The 16,469-nt window shown below is 38.8% G+C and carries 14 protein-coding genes; all 14 read left to right on the top strand.

The genetic code is table 11. The features are described 5' to 3' along the window. The first annotated feature begins 17 nt into the window (after positions 1 to 17). The 14 genes from C7972_RS08575 (at position 18) to C7972_RS08510 (ending at position 16,296) form a co-directional block, all read left to right on the top strand. A complete protein-coding gene (locus tag C7972_RS08575) occupies positions 18 to 1,214 on the top strand; it encodes a beta-ketoacyl synthase (protein WP_110355789.1) in 1,197 nt (398 codons plus the stop codon). Between the two features lie 84 nt (positions 1,215 to 1,298). Next, positions 1,299 to 2,363, top strand: a complete 1,065-nt coding sequence (locus tag C7972_RS08570; protein ID WP_110355788.1) for a beta-ketoacyl synthase N-terminal-like domain-containing protein — start codon at positions 1,299 to 1,301, stop codon at positions 2,361 to 2,363. Next, positions 2,357 to 3,133, top strand: coding sequence for a polysaccharide deacetylase family protein (locus C7972_RS08565; protein WP_110355787.1), 777 nt, complete (start codon positions 2,357 to 2,359; stop codon positions 3,131 to 3,133). Before C7972_RS08570 ends, C7972_RS08565 begins: the two co-directional genes overlap by 7 nt. Further along, complete coding sequence (locus C7972_RS08560) at positions 3,126 to 3,755, top strand: outer membrane lipoprotein carrier protein LolA (protein ID WP_110355786.1); 630 nt, start codon at positions 3,126 to 3,128, stop codon at positions 3,753 to 3,755. Before C7972_RS08565 ends, C7972_RS08560 begins: the two co-directional genes overlap by 8 nt. Continuing rightward, on the top strand, positions 3,736 to 4,344 hold the full coding sequence (locus C7972_RS08555) for a hypothetical protein (RefSeq protein WP_110355785.1): 609 nt from the start codon (positions 3,736 to 3,738) through the stop codon (positions 4,342 to 4,344). Before C7972_RS08560 ends, C7972_RS08555 begins: the two co-directional genes overlap by 20 nt. A gap of 1 nt (position 4,345) precedes the next feature. Next, positions 4,346 to 4,939 (top strand): porin family protein, encoded by a 594-nt coding sequence (locus C7972_RS08550; protein ID WP_110355784.1) that lies wholly within the window; start codon positions 4,346 to 4,348, stop codon positions 4,937 to 4,939. 5 nt (positions 4,940 to 4,944) lie between these two features. After that, a complete protein-coding gene (locus tag C7972_RS08545; RefSeq protein ID WP_110355783.1) occupies positions 4,945 to 5,313 on the top strand; it encodes a 3-hydroxyacyl-ACP dehydratase in 369 nt (122 codons plus the stop codon). Then, positions 5,314 to 5,802, top strand: coding sequence for a hypothetical protein (locus C7972_RS08540; RefSeq protein WP_110355782.1), 489 nt, complete (start codon positions 5,314 to 5,316; stop codon positions 5,800 to 5,802). It abuts the gene before it with no gap. A gap of 109 nt (positions 5,803 to 5,911) precedes the next feature. Continuing rightward, positions 5,912 to 7,081, top strand: coding sequence for a DUF2062 domain-containing protein (locus C7972_RS08535; RefSeq protein ID WP_110355845.1), 1,170 nt, complete (start codon positions 5,912 to 5,914; stop codon positions 7,079 to 7,081). Then, positions 7,074 to 10,763: an MMPL family transporter gene (locus C7972_RS08530; protein WP_110355781.1), complete on the top strand. Its 3,690-nt coding sequence runs from the start codon at positions 7,074 to 7,076 to the stop codon at positions 10,761 to 10,763. The genes C7972_RS08535 and C7972_RS08530 overlap by 8 nt, the downstream gene beginning before the upstream one ends. Before the next feature lie 137 nt (positions 10,764 to 10,900). Then, positions 10,901 to 12,436: an NAD(P)/FAD-dependent oxidoreductase gene (locus C7972_RS08525; protein ID WP_110355780.1), complete on the top strand. Its 1,536-nt coding sequence runs from the start codon at positions 10,901 to 10,903 to the stop codon at positions 12,434 to 12,436. Between the two features lies 1 nt (position 12,437). Further along, positions 12,438 to 13,310: a cupin-like domain-containing protein gene (locus C7972_RS08520; RefSeq protein WP_110355779.1), complete on the top strand. Its 873-nt coding sequence runs from the start codon at positions 12,438 to 12,440 to the stop codon at positions 13,308 to 13,310. A 14-nt stretch (positions 13,311 to 13,324) separates the two neighbouring features. Then, positions 13,325 to 14,995 (top strand): C45 family peptidase, encoded by a 1,671-nt coding sequence (locus C7972_RS08515; protein ID WP_110355778.1) that lies wholly within the window; start codon positions 13,325 to 13,327, stop codon positions 14,993 to 14,995. After that, on the top strand, positions 14,995 to 16,296 hold the full coding sequence (locus C7972_RS08510) for a phenylacetate--CoA ligase family protein (RefSeq protein ID WP_110355777.1): 1,302 nt from the start codon (positions 14,995 to 14,997) through the stop codon (positions 16,294 to 16,296). Before C7972_RS08515 ends, C7972_RS08510 begins: the two co-directional genes overlap by 1 nt. Positions 16,297 to 16,469: the final 173 nt, after the last annotated feature.

The raw sequence follows: 16,469 nt of genomic DNA, 5'->3' as shown, positions 1-16,469 counted from the left end.
CTTAAAATAAAAAATTCATGTCCAAAGGAGTAGCTATAACAGGAATGGGAATCATTTCGGCTATTGGAAACAATGTGGCCGAGAATTACAGTTCACTATTGGAGGGTAGAACAGGCATTTCCCATATTTCCAAAATAGACACCATACACAAGGGCAGTATTATGGTAGGTGAAATTGAATACACCAACGAAGAACTGCAAGCTCAATTGGGACTGGATTCCAACAACAATTACTCCAGAACGGCCTTGTTGGGGGCTATAGCTGCTAAAGAAGCCGTTGCAGACGCCGGAATAGCCAATATAAGAGCTTATAGGACTGGCCTTATTTCTTCCACTAGTGTTGGCGGAATGGATATGACCGAAAAATTTTATTATGATTACTTGGAAAGTGAGGACAATAGAAGATACATTGAAGGTCACCATGCCGGGGACTCTACGGAAAAAATAGCGGAACAATTGGGCATAGATCAAAGCTTGGTTACGACTATCAGTACTGCCTGTTCCTCTGCTGCCAATGCCATAATGTTCGGGGCCAGATTAATTAAAACAGGTAAATTGGATAGGGTAATTGTCGGTGGGGCCGACTGTTTGTCCAAATTCACCATCAATGGTTTTAATACTTTAATGATCTTGTCCGACACCTACAACACACCTTTTGACGAAAATAGAAAAGGACTTAACTTAGGGGAGGCAGCCGCTTATTTGGTATTGGAATCGGAATTCCTGATAAAAAAGGAAAAGAAAAAGGTGCTGGGATATGTGGTCGGATATGGTAATGCCAACGATGCATACCACCAAACGGCCTCTTCCGAAAATGGGGACGGTGCCACCTTGTCCATGGAAAAAGCCCTTGCTGTTGCAGGACTGGAACCAAAGGATATTGATTACATCAATGCCCATGGGACCGCCACTGGCAACAATGATCTGTCCGAAGGACGGGCCCTTATACGTGTTTTTGGCCAAGAAGTTCCAGAATTTAGTTCTACAAAAGCATATACAGGGCACACATTGGCCGCAGCAGGTGCTATAGAGGCTGTTTATGCAATACTATCCCTTCAAAACAATATAATCTATCCCAATTTGAATTTTAAAACTCCAATGAAAGAGTTTTCCCTTATACCACAAACCTCCTTAAAAGAAAAAGCCTTGAACACCGTTCTTTCCAATTCCCTTGGGTTTGGAGGAAACTGTTCTACTCTTATTTTTTCAAAATAGCCTTAAGAAGGAATTGTTATATTTACATTTGGACCATTTGATCTTATTGTATATTATTTTAGAAATCGGCATTCCCTACAACTAATGGAAGAAGTTTATATTAACAGTATCGGTTCCATTTCTGCCCAAAAAACATTTGACAACAATGATTTTTTGGAGGAAATCACTACCTATGAAGACAACATTTTACCTGTTATAGACCCCAATTATAAGGAGTATATCCCGCCAGCGGCTGCTCGGAGAATGGCAAAGGGAATTAAAATGGGCGTCGTAGCCTCTAAAATAGCCCTGGAGGAAGCAGGATTAGCAAATGTAGATGCCATTATCACCGGAACGGGAATGGGATGTGTTAGGGATTCAGAAAAATTTGTAACCGCTATCCTGGACAATAACGAACAGTTCTTGACCCCTACTTCCTTTATTCAGTCAACGCATAATACGGTTGCGGGTCAGATTGCATTGGGTATTGGTTGCAAGGGGTATAATTTCACCTATGTACATAGCAGTGTTTCCTTTGAATCCGCCCTCATCGATGCCATAATGCAATTACAGCTAAGGGAAGCAGAAAATATACTTGTTGGTGGCGTTGATGAATCCGGGGAACACACCAATGCCATACATAAACTTATACAATACATAAAACCGGAAAAGATAAATACCAACAAGCTACTTCAGTCCAAAACCGGGGGTACCGTATTTGGAGAAGGTGCCAATTTCTTTGTGTTGTCCAATATAAAACAAGATTCCAGCTATGCGCAGGTAATAGACGTAAAGACCTTTAATACCATGGCCAAATCAGATCTAGTCTCCAATCTTGAGGCCTATTTAAAAGGGAACAATCTATCCGTGGCCGATATAGATGTGTTGATCAGTGGTAATAATGGAGACATTGACTACGACAGTTATTATGCGGATCTCACCAATGGCCCTTTTAAAAATACCCAACAAGTGGTTTACAAACATCTGAGCGGTGAATTTAATACAGCATCGGCATTTGGATTTTGGTTGGGAGCCAAAATTCTCAAATCACAGCATATACCTAAGGCAATAGCTCTCAATGCAATTAAAACCAAAGGCCTTAGAATTGTATTATTGTACAATCAATACAGAGGTAAAAACCATAGCTTTACCCTTCTTCGCCAATGTTGAAGTATCCTTTTATAAACAGTCTATCCCTTCTTGCCTTCATCGTCCTTATAATATTGGATATTATTTGGGGAATTGGCTGGTGGACCTATATACTGCTTGCTACTGTCTGGACAACTTTAACTATTATAGGTTCTTTTCACATCCGCTGGAACTATCACCTACCAGCCTTGCATTTCAACCATAAAATTCCGGACAATTTGGTATCCATTACCTTTGACGATGGCCCCCACCCCAACTATACCCCAAAAGTTTTGGAATTACTTCAAAAATATAATGCCCGAGCAACTTTTTTTTGCGTGGGACATCAAGTAAAATTATATGGTGGAATTGCAAAGCAAATAGTGGATAACGGGCATACTATTGGAAACCACACCTACACACACGCCAATAAATTTGGATTCTTCGGAACGCAAAAAGTCCTATTGGAACTCCAAAAAACCAAGGCTATCATAAAGGAAAAAACAGGTGTAAACCCCCAATTATACAGACCCGCCTTTGGGGTAACCAATCCCAGTATAAAAAGGGCAGTTAAAAAAATGGAACTTAAAACAGTAGGCTGGAACATTCGATCTTTAGACACTACCAAGAGATCTAAAAAGGCGGTTCTGAAACGCATTACCAGTACAATACAGAAAGGAGACATTATTCTGCTACATGATAGTAGTGAAAAAACAGTTGAAGTATTGGAACAGTTATTGCTATTTTTACAGCAGAACAAAATGCAATCTGTAACTGTAGACCAATTGTTAGATATTGAAGCCTATGCGTAACCTACTATTTTTAATTGTTTTAATTGCCAATACCTCTCTTTTGTTCGCCCAGGAAAGCAATATGAACAATACGGAAATTGCCGAGTTCAAGGCCAAGATCAGTGAGACGTCCAAGGCCACGAACACCATTCAAAGTAATTTCACACAATATAAACATCTGGATTTTTTATCCAACGATATTACCACACAAGGAAAAATGGCTTTTAAGGCCCCCAACATGGTTAAATGGGAGTATACAGAACCCTTCAAATACAGTATAATTTTTAAGGGTGATAAATTAATAATTAACGATTCCGGAACCAAAAGCAATATGGATCTGGGAAATAGTGCTTTGTTTAGAAAACTAAACCAATTGATTGTAAATAGTGTAAAGGGCAACTTGTTCCAGGATTCGGATTTCACAATGAGTTATTTTAAAAGCCAAAATTATTATAAGGTCATCTTTATCCCTAAAGACGAAAAAATAAAAAGTTATATCGCTTCTTTTATTTTGTTTTTCGATAAGGAAAAAGCCGATGTCCTAGAAGTTAAAATGGTGGAACCCACAAATGATTTTACCAGAATTGTCTTTACTGACCGACTGATCAATAAACCTTTGGACAATGAAGTATTTTCTAACTAGCTTAACCCTGTTGGTATTTGCCTGTGCGTCCTTTCCCAAAAAAAACAATCTAGAAAGAAGTTATGGCGATATACCAACCGTTATCAACCCTTACTTTTCCAACCTTTCCAAGGATTATATCTACAAGGCCAAAATAAACTTCGCCGAAAAATCCTTTGGAGGAATTTTTGTTGTAAAAAAGCTGGGCGAAGAATACTACAGGGTGGTCTTTACCACTGAAATGGGAAATAAAATATTTGATTTTACGTTTATCAAAAACGAATTCAAGATTAATTTTATTCTAAAGGAAATGAATAAAAAAATTCTGGTCAACTTTCTTAGAAAGGACTTCTATGTATTGATCCATGAAAATCCCAAAGTATTGGATCATTACAAAAACCTTGGGGACACCTTGTTCACAGAGACCCGGATAAAGAACAACACTTACTTTTACCTTGAGGAGAAGCAACAACTACATAAAATACTGGCTACGCAACGCGGCAAAGAAAAATCACAATATATTTTTTCGGAAGTAGAAAAAAATCATGCCAAACAAATTAATATAAGACATAAGGATATTAAGCTGTCCATTAATTTAAAAGCAATTTAAAATGAAAAAAATATTTTTATTGAGTTTTTTCCTTATTCTGTCTTTCACGATATTTGCCCAAAGTAAATCCCAATTAGGGATAAGAATAGGGGCAAACAATGCGAAGGTCCTCCATTCCCAACTTGACAGCAAAACTGGATTATACGCTGGATTGTTTTTAGCAGTACGTCTTACGGATAGCTATACCTTACAGCCCGAAATAGCATACTCCAATCAGGGAGGCAAAGCAAGTATTAGGAATGGGGAAAATTTAAATATAAACTATGTGTCCATTGGCCTGGCCAATAAGTTTTTTGTAAGTCCGCATCAGGGCTTCCACTTTATTTTAGGTCCGAGCCTTGACGTTAATTTTGATGACAATTTTATCAACCTAATTAACGACAACGACAATAGTCTAGAAATTACACCCATAGACCTAGCCTTGTTTGGGGGAATAGGATATGAGTTTGATTTTGGACTGGCATTGGAGTTGAGATTTAAACAAGGTTTGATCGATCTGGATTTCAATGACTCGGGCGAATATGGGGGCAATTCTGAGGAAAATCAATTGAACAGGGTAATCCAAATTGGACTTGCCTACAAATTTAATATGTAATCAAAATGTTGATAGAAGGATTATACAGTACCGAAACTTTCAATAAAAATGAAGATGGCCTATCTGCCCAAATCAAGTTGAATCCCAAGCATGAAATTTTTAAAGGACATTTTCCCGGTAAACCTATAATGCCGGGGGTATGTATGATCCAAATTATAAAGGAATTGACCGAAAGAAGTCTCGGACAGGATTTATTTCTATCAGTTGCCAGCAATGTAAAATTCATGGCAATTATAAATCCAGAAACCGACCCAATACTTTTAATTGATATCAACCTCACAGAAATGGATGGTATGATCAAGGTAAAAAGTACCACCAACTTTGGGGAAACCTTGGCCCTAAAACTTAGTGCAACCTTTAAAAGTGTGGCCTAAATGAAACTTCTCTGTTTTCTTCTATTCGTACTTTCCAATGTGTCTTTCACTCCCGATCTGGATCAGATTCGCAAAGAATTTAAATTGGCCACCAACAACCGTGAATCAGCCTTGGCCTTAAGGAAAGAACTGGAATCGGTCTCCCAACAAGACAACATGGTTTTGGTAGCCTACAAAGGTGCGGTTATGGCCTTAACCGCCAAATATACCAGGGAAAATATGGAAAGAAAAAACCTCTTTAAAGATGGGGTATCATTATTGGAGTACGCTGTATCACAAAAACCTGAAAATATAGAAATAAGGTGTCTTCGGTTTAGTATTCAGGAAAATTCCCCCAAGTTTTTGAAATACAAATCCAACATTCAAGAAGACAAAGCATTCATTTTAAATCAGTACGAAAACACCAATTCCAAAGCGGTCAAGGACTTTGTAAAATCATTTGTATTACAATCAACAGAATTTAATACTGAAGAAAAGCAACGGTTTTAACTTTAGTAATTCCTATTTTTGCGAACCATGTCTTGTATTTTTCCACAAGTTGGAACAACCAAATTACATTAAAACCGTGTCACAACTTACCACATCCACAACTAAAGCTATGGATCAGCTTAAATGCTGTGTGATAATACCTACCTACAACAATCATAAAACCCTAACGAAAGTGATTGAAGGGGTACTGCAATACACCCAAGATATTTTGGTCGTAAATGACGGGTCGACCGACACCACGGCCCAAATTTTAGCTAACTTCCCCAATATCAACACCCTTACCCTTCCACAAAACATAGGCAAAGGATATGCATTGAGGAAAGGTTTTGAATTGGCCTTGGAAAAGGGGTTTCATTTTGCCATTACCATTGATTCCGATGGCCAGCACTTTCCAGATGATATTCCCATGCTTATTAACAGCCTAAGCAAGGAAACGTCCAAAGACGTCCTCTATATAGGAGCAAGGAATATGGGACAAAAAGATGTTCCTAAAAAAAGTAGTTTTGGCAACAAATTTTCCAACTTTTGGTATTGGGTAGAAACTGGGATTAGGCTACAGGACACCCAGTCCGGATATAGATTATATCCCATAAAGGCCTTAAAGGATATCAAGTTCTTTACAAATAAATTTGAATTTGAAATCGAAGCAATCGTCAAGGCCGCATGGAGCGGAATAGCAGTGAAGAATATCCCCATAAAAGTAAGCTATGATGTAACCGAAAGGGTATCACACTTTAGGCCCTTTACCGATTTTTCGCGAATTAGCCTATTGAACACCTACTTGGTAATTCTTACGTTTCTTTATATTTTTCCAAGGGATTTAATTCGAAAAATAAAAAAAAAAGGAATTAAAAGGTTTTTCTACGAAGACTTTCTAGGCAGCAACGATTCCCATGAAAAAAAGGCGATTTCCATAGCCTTGGGCGTACTTATTGGGCTATCTCCCTTATGGGGGTTCCAAACTTTAATAGTTATTTTCTTGGCGGTTTTATTTAAACTGAACAAGACCATTGCCTTCGCTTTTTCCAACGTAAGCTTCGCACCTTTGATTCCCTTTGTACTGTTCATCAGCCTTAAAATAGGCCACTGGGTCCTGGGTACCGAATTTAATTTTACTTTTGAGGAGGCAGGCGCCAATTTTGAAGTCATAAAACATTTAAAATCCTATATAATCGGTAGTATAACCCTTTCCTTAATTGGATCTTTTACAGCTGGAATTTGCGGTTATATTATTTTGAATATTTTTGACAGAAAAAGAATTGCACTTAAAAATGGGTAGTGTTTTATATAGGTTTTATCAATATGTAGCCAAGAAAAGACTGCTCGGCGGCATTGGTCTCTTTGCCCTATTTTTAGGACTTGTATATTTTGCTTTTAAAATTGAATTCGAGGAAGACATAACCAAACTTATACCCAGTAATAGCAAGACCGAAGAAGTACAAAAAGTCTTAAAATCGGTAAATTTTTCAGATAAGATCATCGTTAATATTGTGCGCCGACCAGGAGCGCCAATTGAAGAGCTAACTAGGTATGCAAATGATTTTCTGGATAGTATATCCAAAAAATCCTCTTCACATATAAAAAAAATACAAGGCAAAATAGATGACGAAGATATAGGGAACACTTTGCAATTTGTCTATGAAAATGCTCCCCTGTTGCTGGACAGGGAGGACTACAATACCATTTCAAAAAAACTGGGAAAGGACAGCATTGCCAAAATCACAGAAAAAAACTATAGAACATTAATTTCCCCCTCCGGAATCGTTGCCAAGGAAATGATTTTAAAAGACCCCCTCGGCATCTCCTTTATGGCCTTAAAGAAATTAAGCCGATTGGGCATCGGGGATCAGTTTACCCTTAAGGATGGCTTTCTTCTAAGCAAGGATCTTCAAAACATATTACTCTTTATCACCCCGGTCCATCCTTCCAGCGAAACCGTGGAGAATACCAAGTTCGTAGCGGAGCTATATGAAACTCAAGGGCAACTGGACCAGTTATTTCAGGACAAGGTAAAAAGTGAGTATTATGGGGCCACCCTAATAGCCGTTGCCAACGCTCAACAAATCAAAAAGGATATACGCCTTACGGTCACAATTGCCTTGTCCATTTTAATGGGCATACTTATCCTATTCTATAGGAAATTAACCATTCCCTTTATACTTTTCGCCCCAACCCTTTTTGGTGCCACACTTTCGGTTGCGGTTCTGTATTTGACTAGAGGAAAGATTTCTGCCATTTCCTTGGGGATAGGTTCTGTACTGCTAGGGGTTACCCTGGATTATTCCTTACATATACTAACCCAAATAAGAAACAACCCCTCTGTAAAAACACTTTACACCGATGTGGCCCAGCCAGTAATCATGAGTAGTATGACCACTGCCCTGGCCTTTTTGTGTCTTCTTTTCCTAGAATCGCAAGCCTTACAGGATCTTGGCATCTTTGCGGCCGTTAGCGTAATTGGCTCCTGCATTTTTGCTCTCCTGATTATTCCCCATGTCTATAGAAACACCAACAAGCTTACAGTAAAATATACCCTCTTGGATAAAATAGCCTCCTACAACCTTCATAAAAACAAATGGAGTATAACCATCCTTCTAGGCCTCTTGATTGCAAGTATTTTTTTTCACGACAAGGTTATTTTCAATAAGGATATTGCGAAACTCAACTATGAACCTACAGCCTTATTGGAAGCTAGGGAAAGATTGGACGCACTTACCAATATGTCATCCAAGTCCATTTATTTGGCGGTCTATGGGGAAGATAGCGAAAAGGTCCTACAAACCAATAACACCATAGCCTATGCACTGGACAGCCTAAGGAATAATGGGGAAATACTTAGTTTTGGCTCCATAGGCAACCTAGTCCTATCCCAAGAAAAGCAGCAGGAAAAAATTGATCTTTGGAAAGCGTTTTGGAACGTGGATATCATTGAAAACACAAAACAGAACCTTAAGGAAAGCGGCTCCGAATTAGGATTCAAGCCTAATGCCTTTGATCAATTCCATTCCTTTCTCAACAGAGATTTTAGGCTGTTGAATATTGTGGATTACAGTAGTGCTGCTACCTTGCCAATTGATGACTATTTGGTTACCGACAATGATTTTACCACTGTTACCTCATTGGTAAAATTAAAGGAAGGAAACGAAGAAAGAATTAAGCAAATTTTTAAAACTTACCCCAAGACCCTTGTCATCGATAGACAGGAAATGAACGAAATGTTTTTGGGCAACCTCAAAAATGATTTCAATAAACTAATTGGCTATTCCCTTGGAATAGTGGTCCTGATCCTATTCTTTTTCTTCAGGAGTCTCTCCCTAGTTATGGTCACTAGTGTCCCAATACTATTGACTTGGTGGCTTACTATTGGAATTATGGGGATGTTGCACATAGAATTCAACATCTTTAATATCATTATCTCCACCTTTATATTTGGCTTGGGAATAGATTACAGCATATTCATAACAACAGGACTGCTCAAGGAATATGGGAAAGGGGAAAAAGTATTGAGAACCCACAGAACCTCCATCCTACTGTCCGCCATTACTACAATTTTGGGAATTGGCGTACTTATTTTTGCCAAACACCCGGCATTGCATTCCATTAGCCTAGTTTCACTTATAGGAATCCTATCGGCCGTTTTTGTTGCCTTCACCATACAACCCTTATTATTTTTACTCTTTATTGGGAGCAAGGAAAAACGCCCCATTAGCCTTCGGTTGCTCGTTCATTCCGTCCTTTCATTTGGTTATTATGGTACCGGCGGACTACTCTTGTCAATATGGAGCGTCTCCTTTATGAAAATATTGCCTTTCAAAAAAAAGGTTAAAATGAAATGGTTTCACAAGACCATTTCAAAATTTATGAAATCAGTACTGTATACCAATCCCTTTGTAAGCAAAAAAATAATCAATACGTCAGGGGAGGATTTTAGTAAACCTGCCATCATCATAGCCAACCACACCTCTTTTTTGGATATTTTGGCGGTCGGCATGCTACATCCAAAGATTATTTATTTGGTAAACGACTGGGTGTATAAATCCCCAATATTCGGCAAGGCTGTACAACTGGCGGGATTTTATCCTGTGTCCGAGGGAATAGATAATGGCCTTGAACACTTAAGGAACAAGGTAGCCCAAGGATATTCATTAATGGCATTCCCGGAAGGGACCAGATCCAAAACCAACAAAATAAGACGGTTTCATAAAGGAGCCTTTTATTTGGCGGAAAAATTCAACATGGATATTGTTCCAGTGTTGATACATGGAAATTCGGAAGTACTTCCCAAAGGAAGTTTTGTGATAAAAAATGGCAGTATAACGGTCAAGATCTTGGATCGAATCTCCCCAGAGGACCAACGCTTCGGCAAAAACTACAGAGAGCGCAACAAGGGTATCGCAACCCATTTCAGATCTGAATTCCAGACATTGAGGAATGAAGTGGAAGGAGATACCTATTTCATACAAATCATTCTGGAAGATTATCGATACAAAGGAGATAGTATCTACCGTGCTGTAAAAACAGATTTAAAGAACAACGCCAAAGTTTACGCCCAGATTTCAAAACACATTGGATCTTCCGATTCCATAATTCACCTTTCAAAAGATTATGGGCAACTGGATTTTCTATTATCTTTAAATGCCGTAGATCGTAAAATTTTTACCTATTTGGAGGATAGGGAGATAAGGCCTATTGTAAAGAACAGTTTTATTTCCCAACAAATAGCCAAGTTAAGCGTGGCGGATTCAATTGATGACGCCATGGCACATCCTGCAGATACATTGATCATTGATGTGGAAATGCAGGACTTGGATAGTTTTGTATCTAAAATAAGAAACAACATAAAGCTGCTGATATTGATAAAGGACGGTGCAAAATTGTTGGAAAGAATTATATTGTCCACTGGTTTTAAAGTTGTCTTTAAATATGATAATCTTATTATCTTGGAAAAAACAGGACCCTAGAATAAGTATTATTCCTAAGAGTCAAAAAAAAAATATCCGTCTAGAATCAGGGAATGATATAAATTATCATTTGGGTTCAGCACCTAACAGAACCAAGTTTTAAACGTTGGTTTGGAAAATTCTAAAGAGTACCATTTATGAAAGCACATTACGACATTGTAATTGTTGGGAGCGGATTAGGGGGATTGGTTTCTGCCTTGATAATGGCCAAAGAAGGTTATAGTGTCTGTGTCTTGGAAAAAAACAATCAATTTGGGGGCAACCTGCAAACCTTTGTCCGGGACAAAACCATCTTCGATACTGGAGTGCATTATATTGGCGGACTTTCGGAAGGCCAAAACCTGCACCAATATTTTAAGTATCTGGGTATCATGGACCAATTGAAGCTCAAGAAATTGGATGAAGACGGTTTTGATATCATTACGTTTGAAGGGGATCCCAAGGAGTACAGGCACGCCCAAGGATATGATCGGTTTGAAAAAAGTTTGGTTTCCCAATTTCCGGATGAGGAAAAGGCGATAAAGACCTACAGTAAAAAATTAAGGGAAACATGTTCCAAGTTCCCCTTATATAATTTAAACAAGGGCAATCCCTCCTATGGACAAGATGACGTTTTTAAGCTCAATGCCAAAACCTACATCAATTCCCTTACAGACAATAAAAAATTACAAGCCGTGTTCGCGGGCACCAATTTTCTCTATGCCGGTGACGGGGAACGTTCCCCATTTTATGTACATGCCCTCTCCGTAAATTCCTATATAGAGAGTGCCTACCGATGTGTTAACGGAGGAAGCCAGATTACCAAAGTTCTTATTAGACAAATAAAAAAATTGGGGGGCGACACCTTCAAACATCATGAAGTTTCCAAATTTAATGTCGAAAATGGGAAAGTCACTTCAGTGGAAATAAAAAATGGAAAGCAAATAAACGGTGATATCTTTATTTCCAACATAGAACCCAAACTGACTTTAAAAATGGTTGGTTTGGAAAATTTTAGAAAATCCTACACCAACAGGATAAATAACATTGAAAGTGTTATTTCGGCCTTTAGCGTATACATTGTATTAAAACCAAAATCCTTTAAATACCACAATAAAAATTTTTATCATTTTAAATATGGCGATCGCGTTTGGGATGCACAAAATTACACCCAGGAAAGTTGGCCCGAGGGGTATATGGTCTCTATGGGCATCAACAAAAAGGATGATGGTTGGGGGGATAGTCTAATAGCTATGACCTATATGAATTTCAAAGAGGTAGAGTGCTGGCAGAACACCTTTAATACCGTTGCCTCCAAAAATGATAGAGGGCAGACCTATGAACAGTTCAAGGCCTATAAAACTGAAATTTTTATTACGGAATTGGAAAAAAAATTCCCCAACCTAAGAGATTGCATTCAAACCGTTTATGCCTCTACACCTTTATCCTATAGAGATTACATTGGGTCGCACAACGGATCTATGTACGGCTATGTTAAGGATGTAAACAATCCGCTACACTCCTTTGTTTCTCCCAGAACAAAAATAAAAAACCTATTGTTTACAGGTCAAAGTCTAAATATGCACGGAATCTTGGGCGTCACCATTGGCGCAATTATTACCTGTTCGGAGTTGGTAGGAAAGGATTATTTATTGGAAAAAATTTTGGAAGTCAATAAAGCTCAAGAAGTTTAATATGGGACAGATTAAAACAATTCCTATAACAAGGGTCAGTTCTATTAGCAAGGAGGATTTTATCAATAAATATTACAAAACCCAACGCCCTGTTTTAATTGAAAACCTCACCTCGGATTGGCCAGCCCGTAAGAAATGGAATATAGATTACATACAGAAAAAGGCAGGAGACCAGGTGGTTCCCCTGTACAACAATGAACCTACCAAAGGAAAACAAAACTCCGCTGCCCCCGTAACGGAAATGAAACTGTACGACTACCTGGAAATCCTAAAATCCAAACCAACGGACCTTCGTATTTTTTTCTATAATATCCTGGATAAAATGCCCGAACTCATTAAGGATATACGTTACCCGGAAATTGGATTAAAATTTTTTAAACGGCTGCCGGTCATGTTTTTTGGTGGTGAAGGCTCCGCTGTGCTTCCCCATTATGACATGGATTTGTCAGACCTACTCCATTTTCATTTTCACGGACACAAAAGCATTCTTTTATTTCCGCCCGAACAGACAAAATACCTGTACAAGGTTCCTTTTTCCGTACATAATTTGGAATCCATAAATATGGATGATCCAGATTTTGATCGCTATCCTGCCCTAAAAAAGGCAGAAGGGCTATATGTGGAAATGAAACATGGGGACGCCCTTTATATGCCCAGTGGTTACTGGCACTACATTAAATACCTCGATGGCGGATTTTCCATTACCTTAAGGGCCTTGCCCAAAAACCCTTTATTGTTGTCCAAAATGTTTGGAAATTTATTTTTTATGAGACCGTTTGAAAATACAATGAGAAAAATTTGGGGTCAAAAGTGGGTAGACTATAAAGAGAAAAGGATGCTGATAAAAACCAATAATAGGTTTGGAAAAGAATAAATCAGGGAATTAGGATGTACCGGATAAAATGGATTGTTTGTATTGCTGTTATTCTTGGACTTTTTAGTTCTTGTGGGATTTCAAAATCCCTGAAGGATAGACCTGATTTAAGTAACTACAACAGTCAAATTCCTGAAATAACAAAAACTTCGGATACTTCCTATGTTTATTCCAATAACTCCCTGTTTAAAAACAAGCAAGGACTTTGGGAGCTTTATGTCTCCGGAGATCCCTTGCAAAGGGGATTAATAACGGGAGCGCTTACTAAAGAGCTATTTCAGCAACAGGAAGCCATATTTTTATCCAAGGTAGAGGAACTGGTGCCCTCTAAAACAAAAAGGTACTTCCTGAGAAAATTCTTGGCATGGTACAATAGAAAAATGTACAAGAACATTCCCGAGGAAATTAAAGCAGAAATTTGGGGACTATCCAGATATGCCTCCCCAAACTTTAACGACATAGCAGATCCCTATTCTAGGGTGCTTTACCTTCACGGTGCCCATGATATAGGGCATGCCCTTCAAGATTTGGCCCTTGTTGGTTGTTCTTCCTTTGCCGTCTGGGGCAATAAATCCGAAGACGGAAGTTTAATCCTTGGTCGCAATTTTGACTTTTACGCTGGGGACGATTTTGCTAAAAACAAAATAATTTCCTTCCAAGATCCCACCGAAGGCCACAAATTTATGTCCGTTACCTGGGCTGGTATGACAGGAGTGGTCTCGGGGATGAACGAGCACGGACTAACGGTTACCATCAATGCGGGAAAATCCAAAATTCCCTTGGTTGCAAAGACGCCTATCAGCATCCTTACCCGAGAAATATTACAATATGCCGCTACTTTGGAGGAAGCTATAAGCATCGCTAAAAAACGACAGGTTTTTGTATCCGAATCCATTCTCGTGGGCAGTGCCCGGGATAAAAAGGCGATGATAATCGAAGTCTCTCCCCATAATTTTGGGGTTTATGAAGTTCCCAATTCCAACGAATTGATATGCTCCAACCACTTTCAGAGTGATGCCTATGCCGAAGACAAAAACAACCAAAAACACATTTTTGAAAGTCATTCCAAATACAGATATGAACGTATGGAAGAACTTTTGGGAAACCATAAAAAAATAACCCCAACAATTGCGGTGGACATCCTTAGAAATAAGCAAGGCCTTAGGGACAACGATATTGGGTACGGCAATGAAAAGGCGTTAAACCAATTATTGGCCCATCATGGAATTGTTTTTAAGCCAGAGCAGCGATTGGTCTGGGTCTCTTCAAATCCCTACCAATTAGGCGAATTTGTGGCCTATGACCTAAACAAAGTTTTTAAGGACAGTTTAAACAACAGAAAAGGATCAGCGCTTTCCATCCCTGGCAAAAACATTGAAAAGGATAGTTTTCTGTATACCCAAGCTTATCAAAACTATGAAAAGTATCGCATAGAAATTGATCAAATAAAACAAGCGGTCAAAGACAAAAAACATTTGCCTCCTAAATTTCTTGAGGAATTCAAAAGATTGAATCCTGAATTTTGGGAAACACACTATTGGGTGGGCCTCTATAATTACAATAAAAAATACTATAGGGCAGCCCTCAACGACTTTTTGGAAGCAAGCACAAAAGAAATTACCACAGTTCCCGAGAAAGCTTTGGTACATTCGTATATTCGAAGATTAAAACGTAAACTACAATAATGATCCCTGAAATTGAAAAAGCATCGGCAGAGGCAATACAACATTTACAAGAACAGCGTTTAAGGGAGCTTATCAACTATATTACCCAAAACTCTGCCTATTATAAAAGAATTTTTAAGGAAAACAATCTACAGGCCAGCGATATAAAAACGTTGGCCGACCTAGCCAAACTGCCCACAACCTCCAAAGAAGATCTACAACAATACAATGATGATTTCCTATGTGTGGATAGACACAAGATAATAGACTACGTAACTACATCAGGTACCTTGGGAGAACCTGTAACCTTTGCCCTTACGGACAATGACCTTAATCGTTTGGCCTATAACGAGGCCATCTCTTTTGACTGTGCCGGTGTTACCTCAGACGATATTCTGCAATTAACGACAACCATGGATAGAAGGTTTATGGCAGGGTTGGCGTATTTTTTGGGAGTCCGAAAACTGGGGGCAGGAATTATCAGGGTAGGCGCAGGAATACCTGAGCTTCAATGGGATTCCATTCTTAAATTTAAACCAACCTACCTAATTGTGGTCCCGTCTTTTTTATTGAAACTCATAGAATATGCCCATCAGCACGGAATAGACCCCAACCAGGTTGGATTAAAAGGAGCCATATGTATCGGGGAATCATTGCGCAACGAAGATTTTTCATTGAACACCCTCGCTGCCAAAATAAAGAAAGATTGGAATATTCCCCTATATTCCACCTACGCATCCACAGAAATGAGTACGGCCTTTACCGAATGCAAGGCAAGGCAAGGCGGACATCATCACCCGGAATTGATCATTATTGAAATTCTGGACGATGACGGTAAACAGGTTGGTGAAGGAATGCCAGGGGAGCTCACCATTACTACCCTAGGGGTTGAAGGCATGCCCTTACTCAGATTTAAAACCGGCGATATCGTACAAGCCCACACCTCCAAATGTTCCTGTGGGAGAAATACACCACGCTTAGGCCCAGTGATAGGTAGGAAAAAACAAATGATAAAATACAAGGGTACTACACTCTATCCTCCGGCCATGTACAACGTACTTAATTCTTTTAATGATATAGACGCCTTTGTTATCGAAATAGACCATAACGACATAGGTACCGATGAAATTTGTATTAAAATAGCTACCGCCAATCCTACCAATGATTTATTACAGACCATCAAGGATCACTTCAGGGCAAAACTAAGGGTACTCCCAAAAATTGAATTCCACGATTTTAAAACCCTACAGGAATTGCGATTTCCCAAAATGAGCAGAAAACCCGTTATTGTAATAGACCATCGGTTGAAAGCTGATGCTTAGGGCATAGAAACCACAATGACGTAATTTGTAAACCTTCCTTCAATTTCTTATATTCTATAGCTTTACCGACTTTACACCATGACCACTCCTCCCCTTTTGGCATGGTTTTATTGATTAGGCCAGGGAAACTCGGCTTAAATCTATATTTGCATTAAAATTGGTATTACATTTGA

This window comes from Arenibacter sp. ARW7G5Y1, from assembly GCF_003201775.1.
Taxonomy (GTDB): Bacteria; Bacteroidota; Bacteroidia; order Flavobacteriales; family Flavobacteriaceae; genus Arenibacter.
This window is presented reverse-complemented; position numbering and strand designations above follow the sequence as displayed.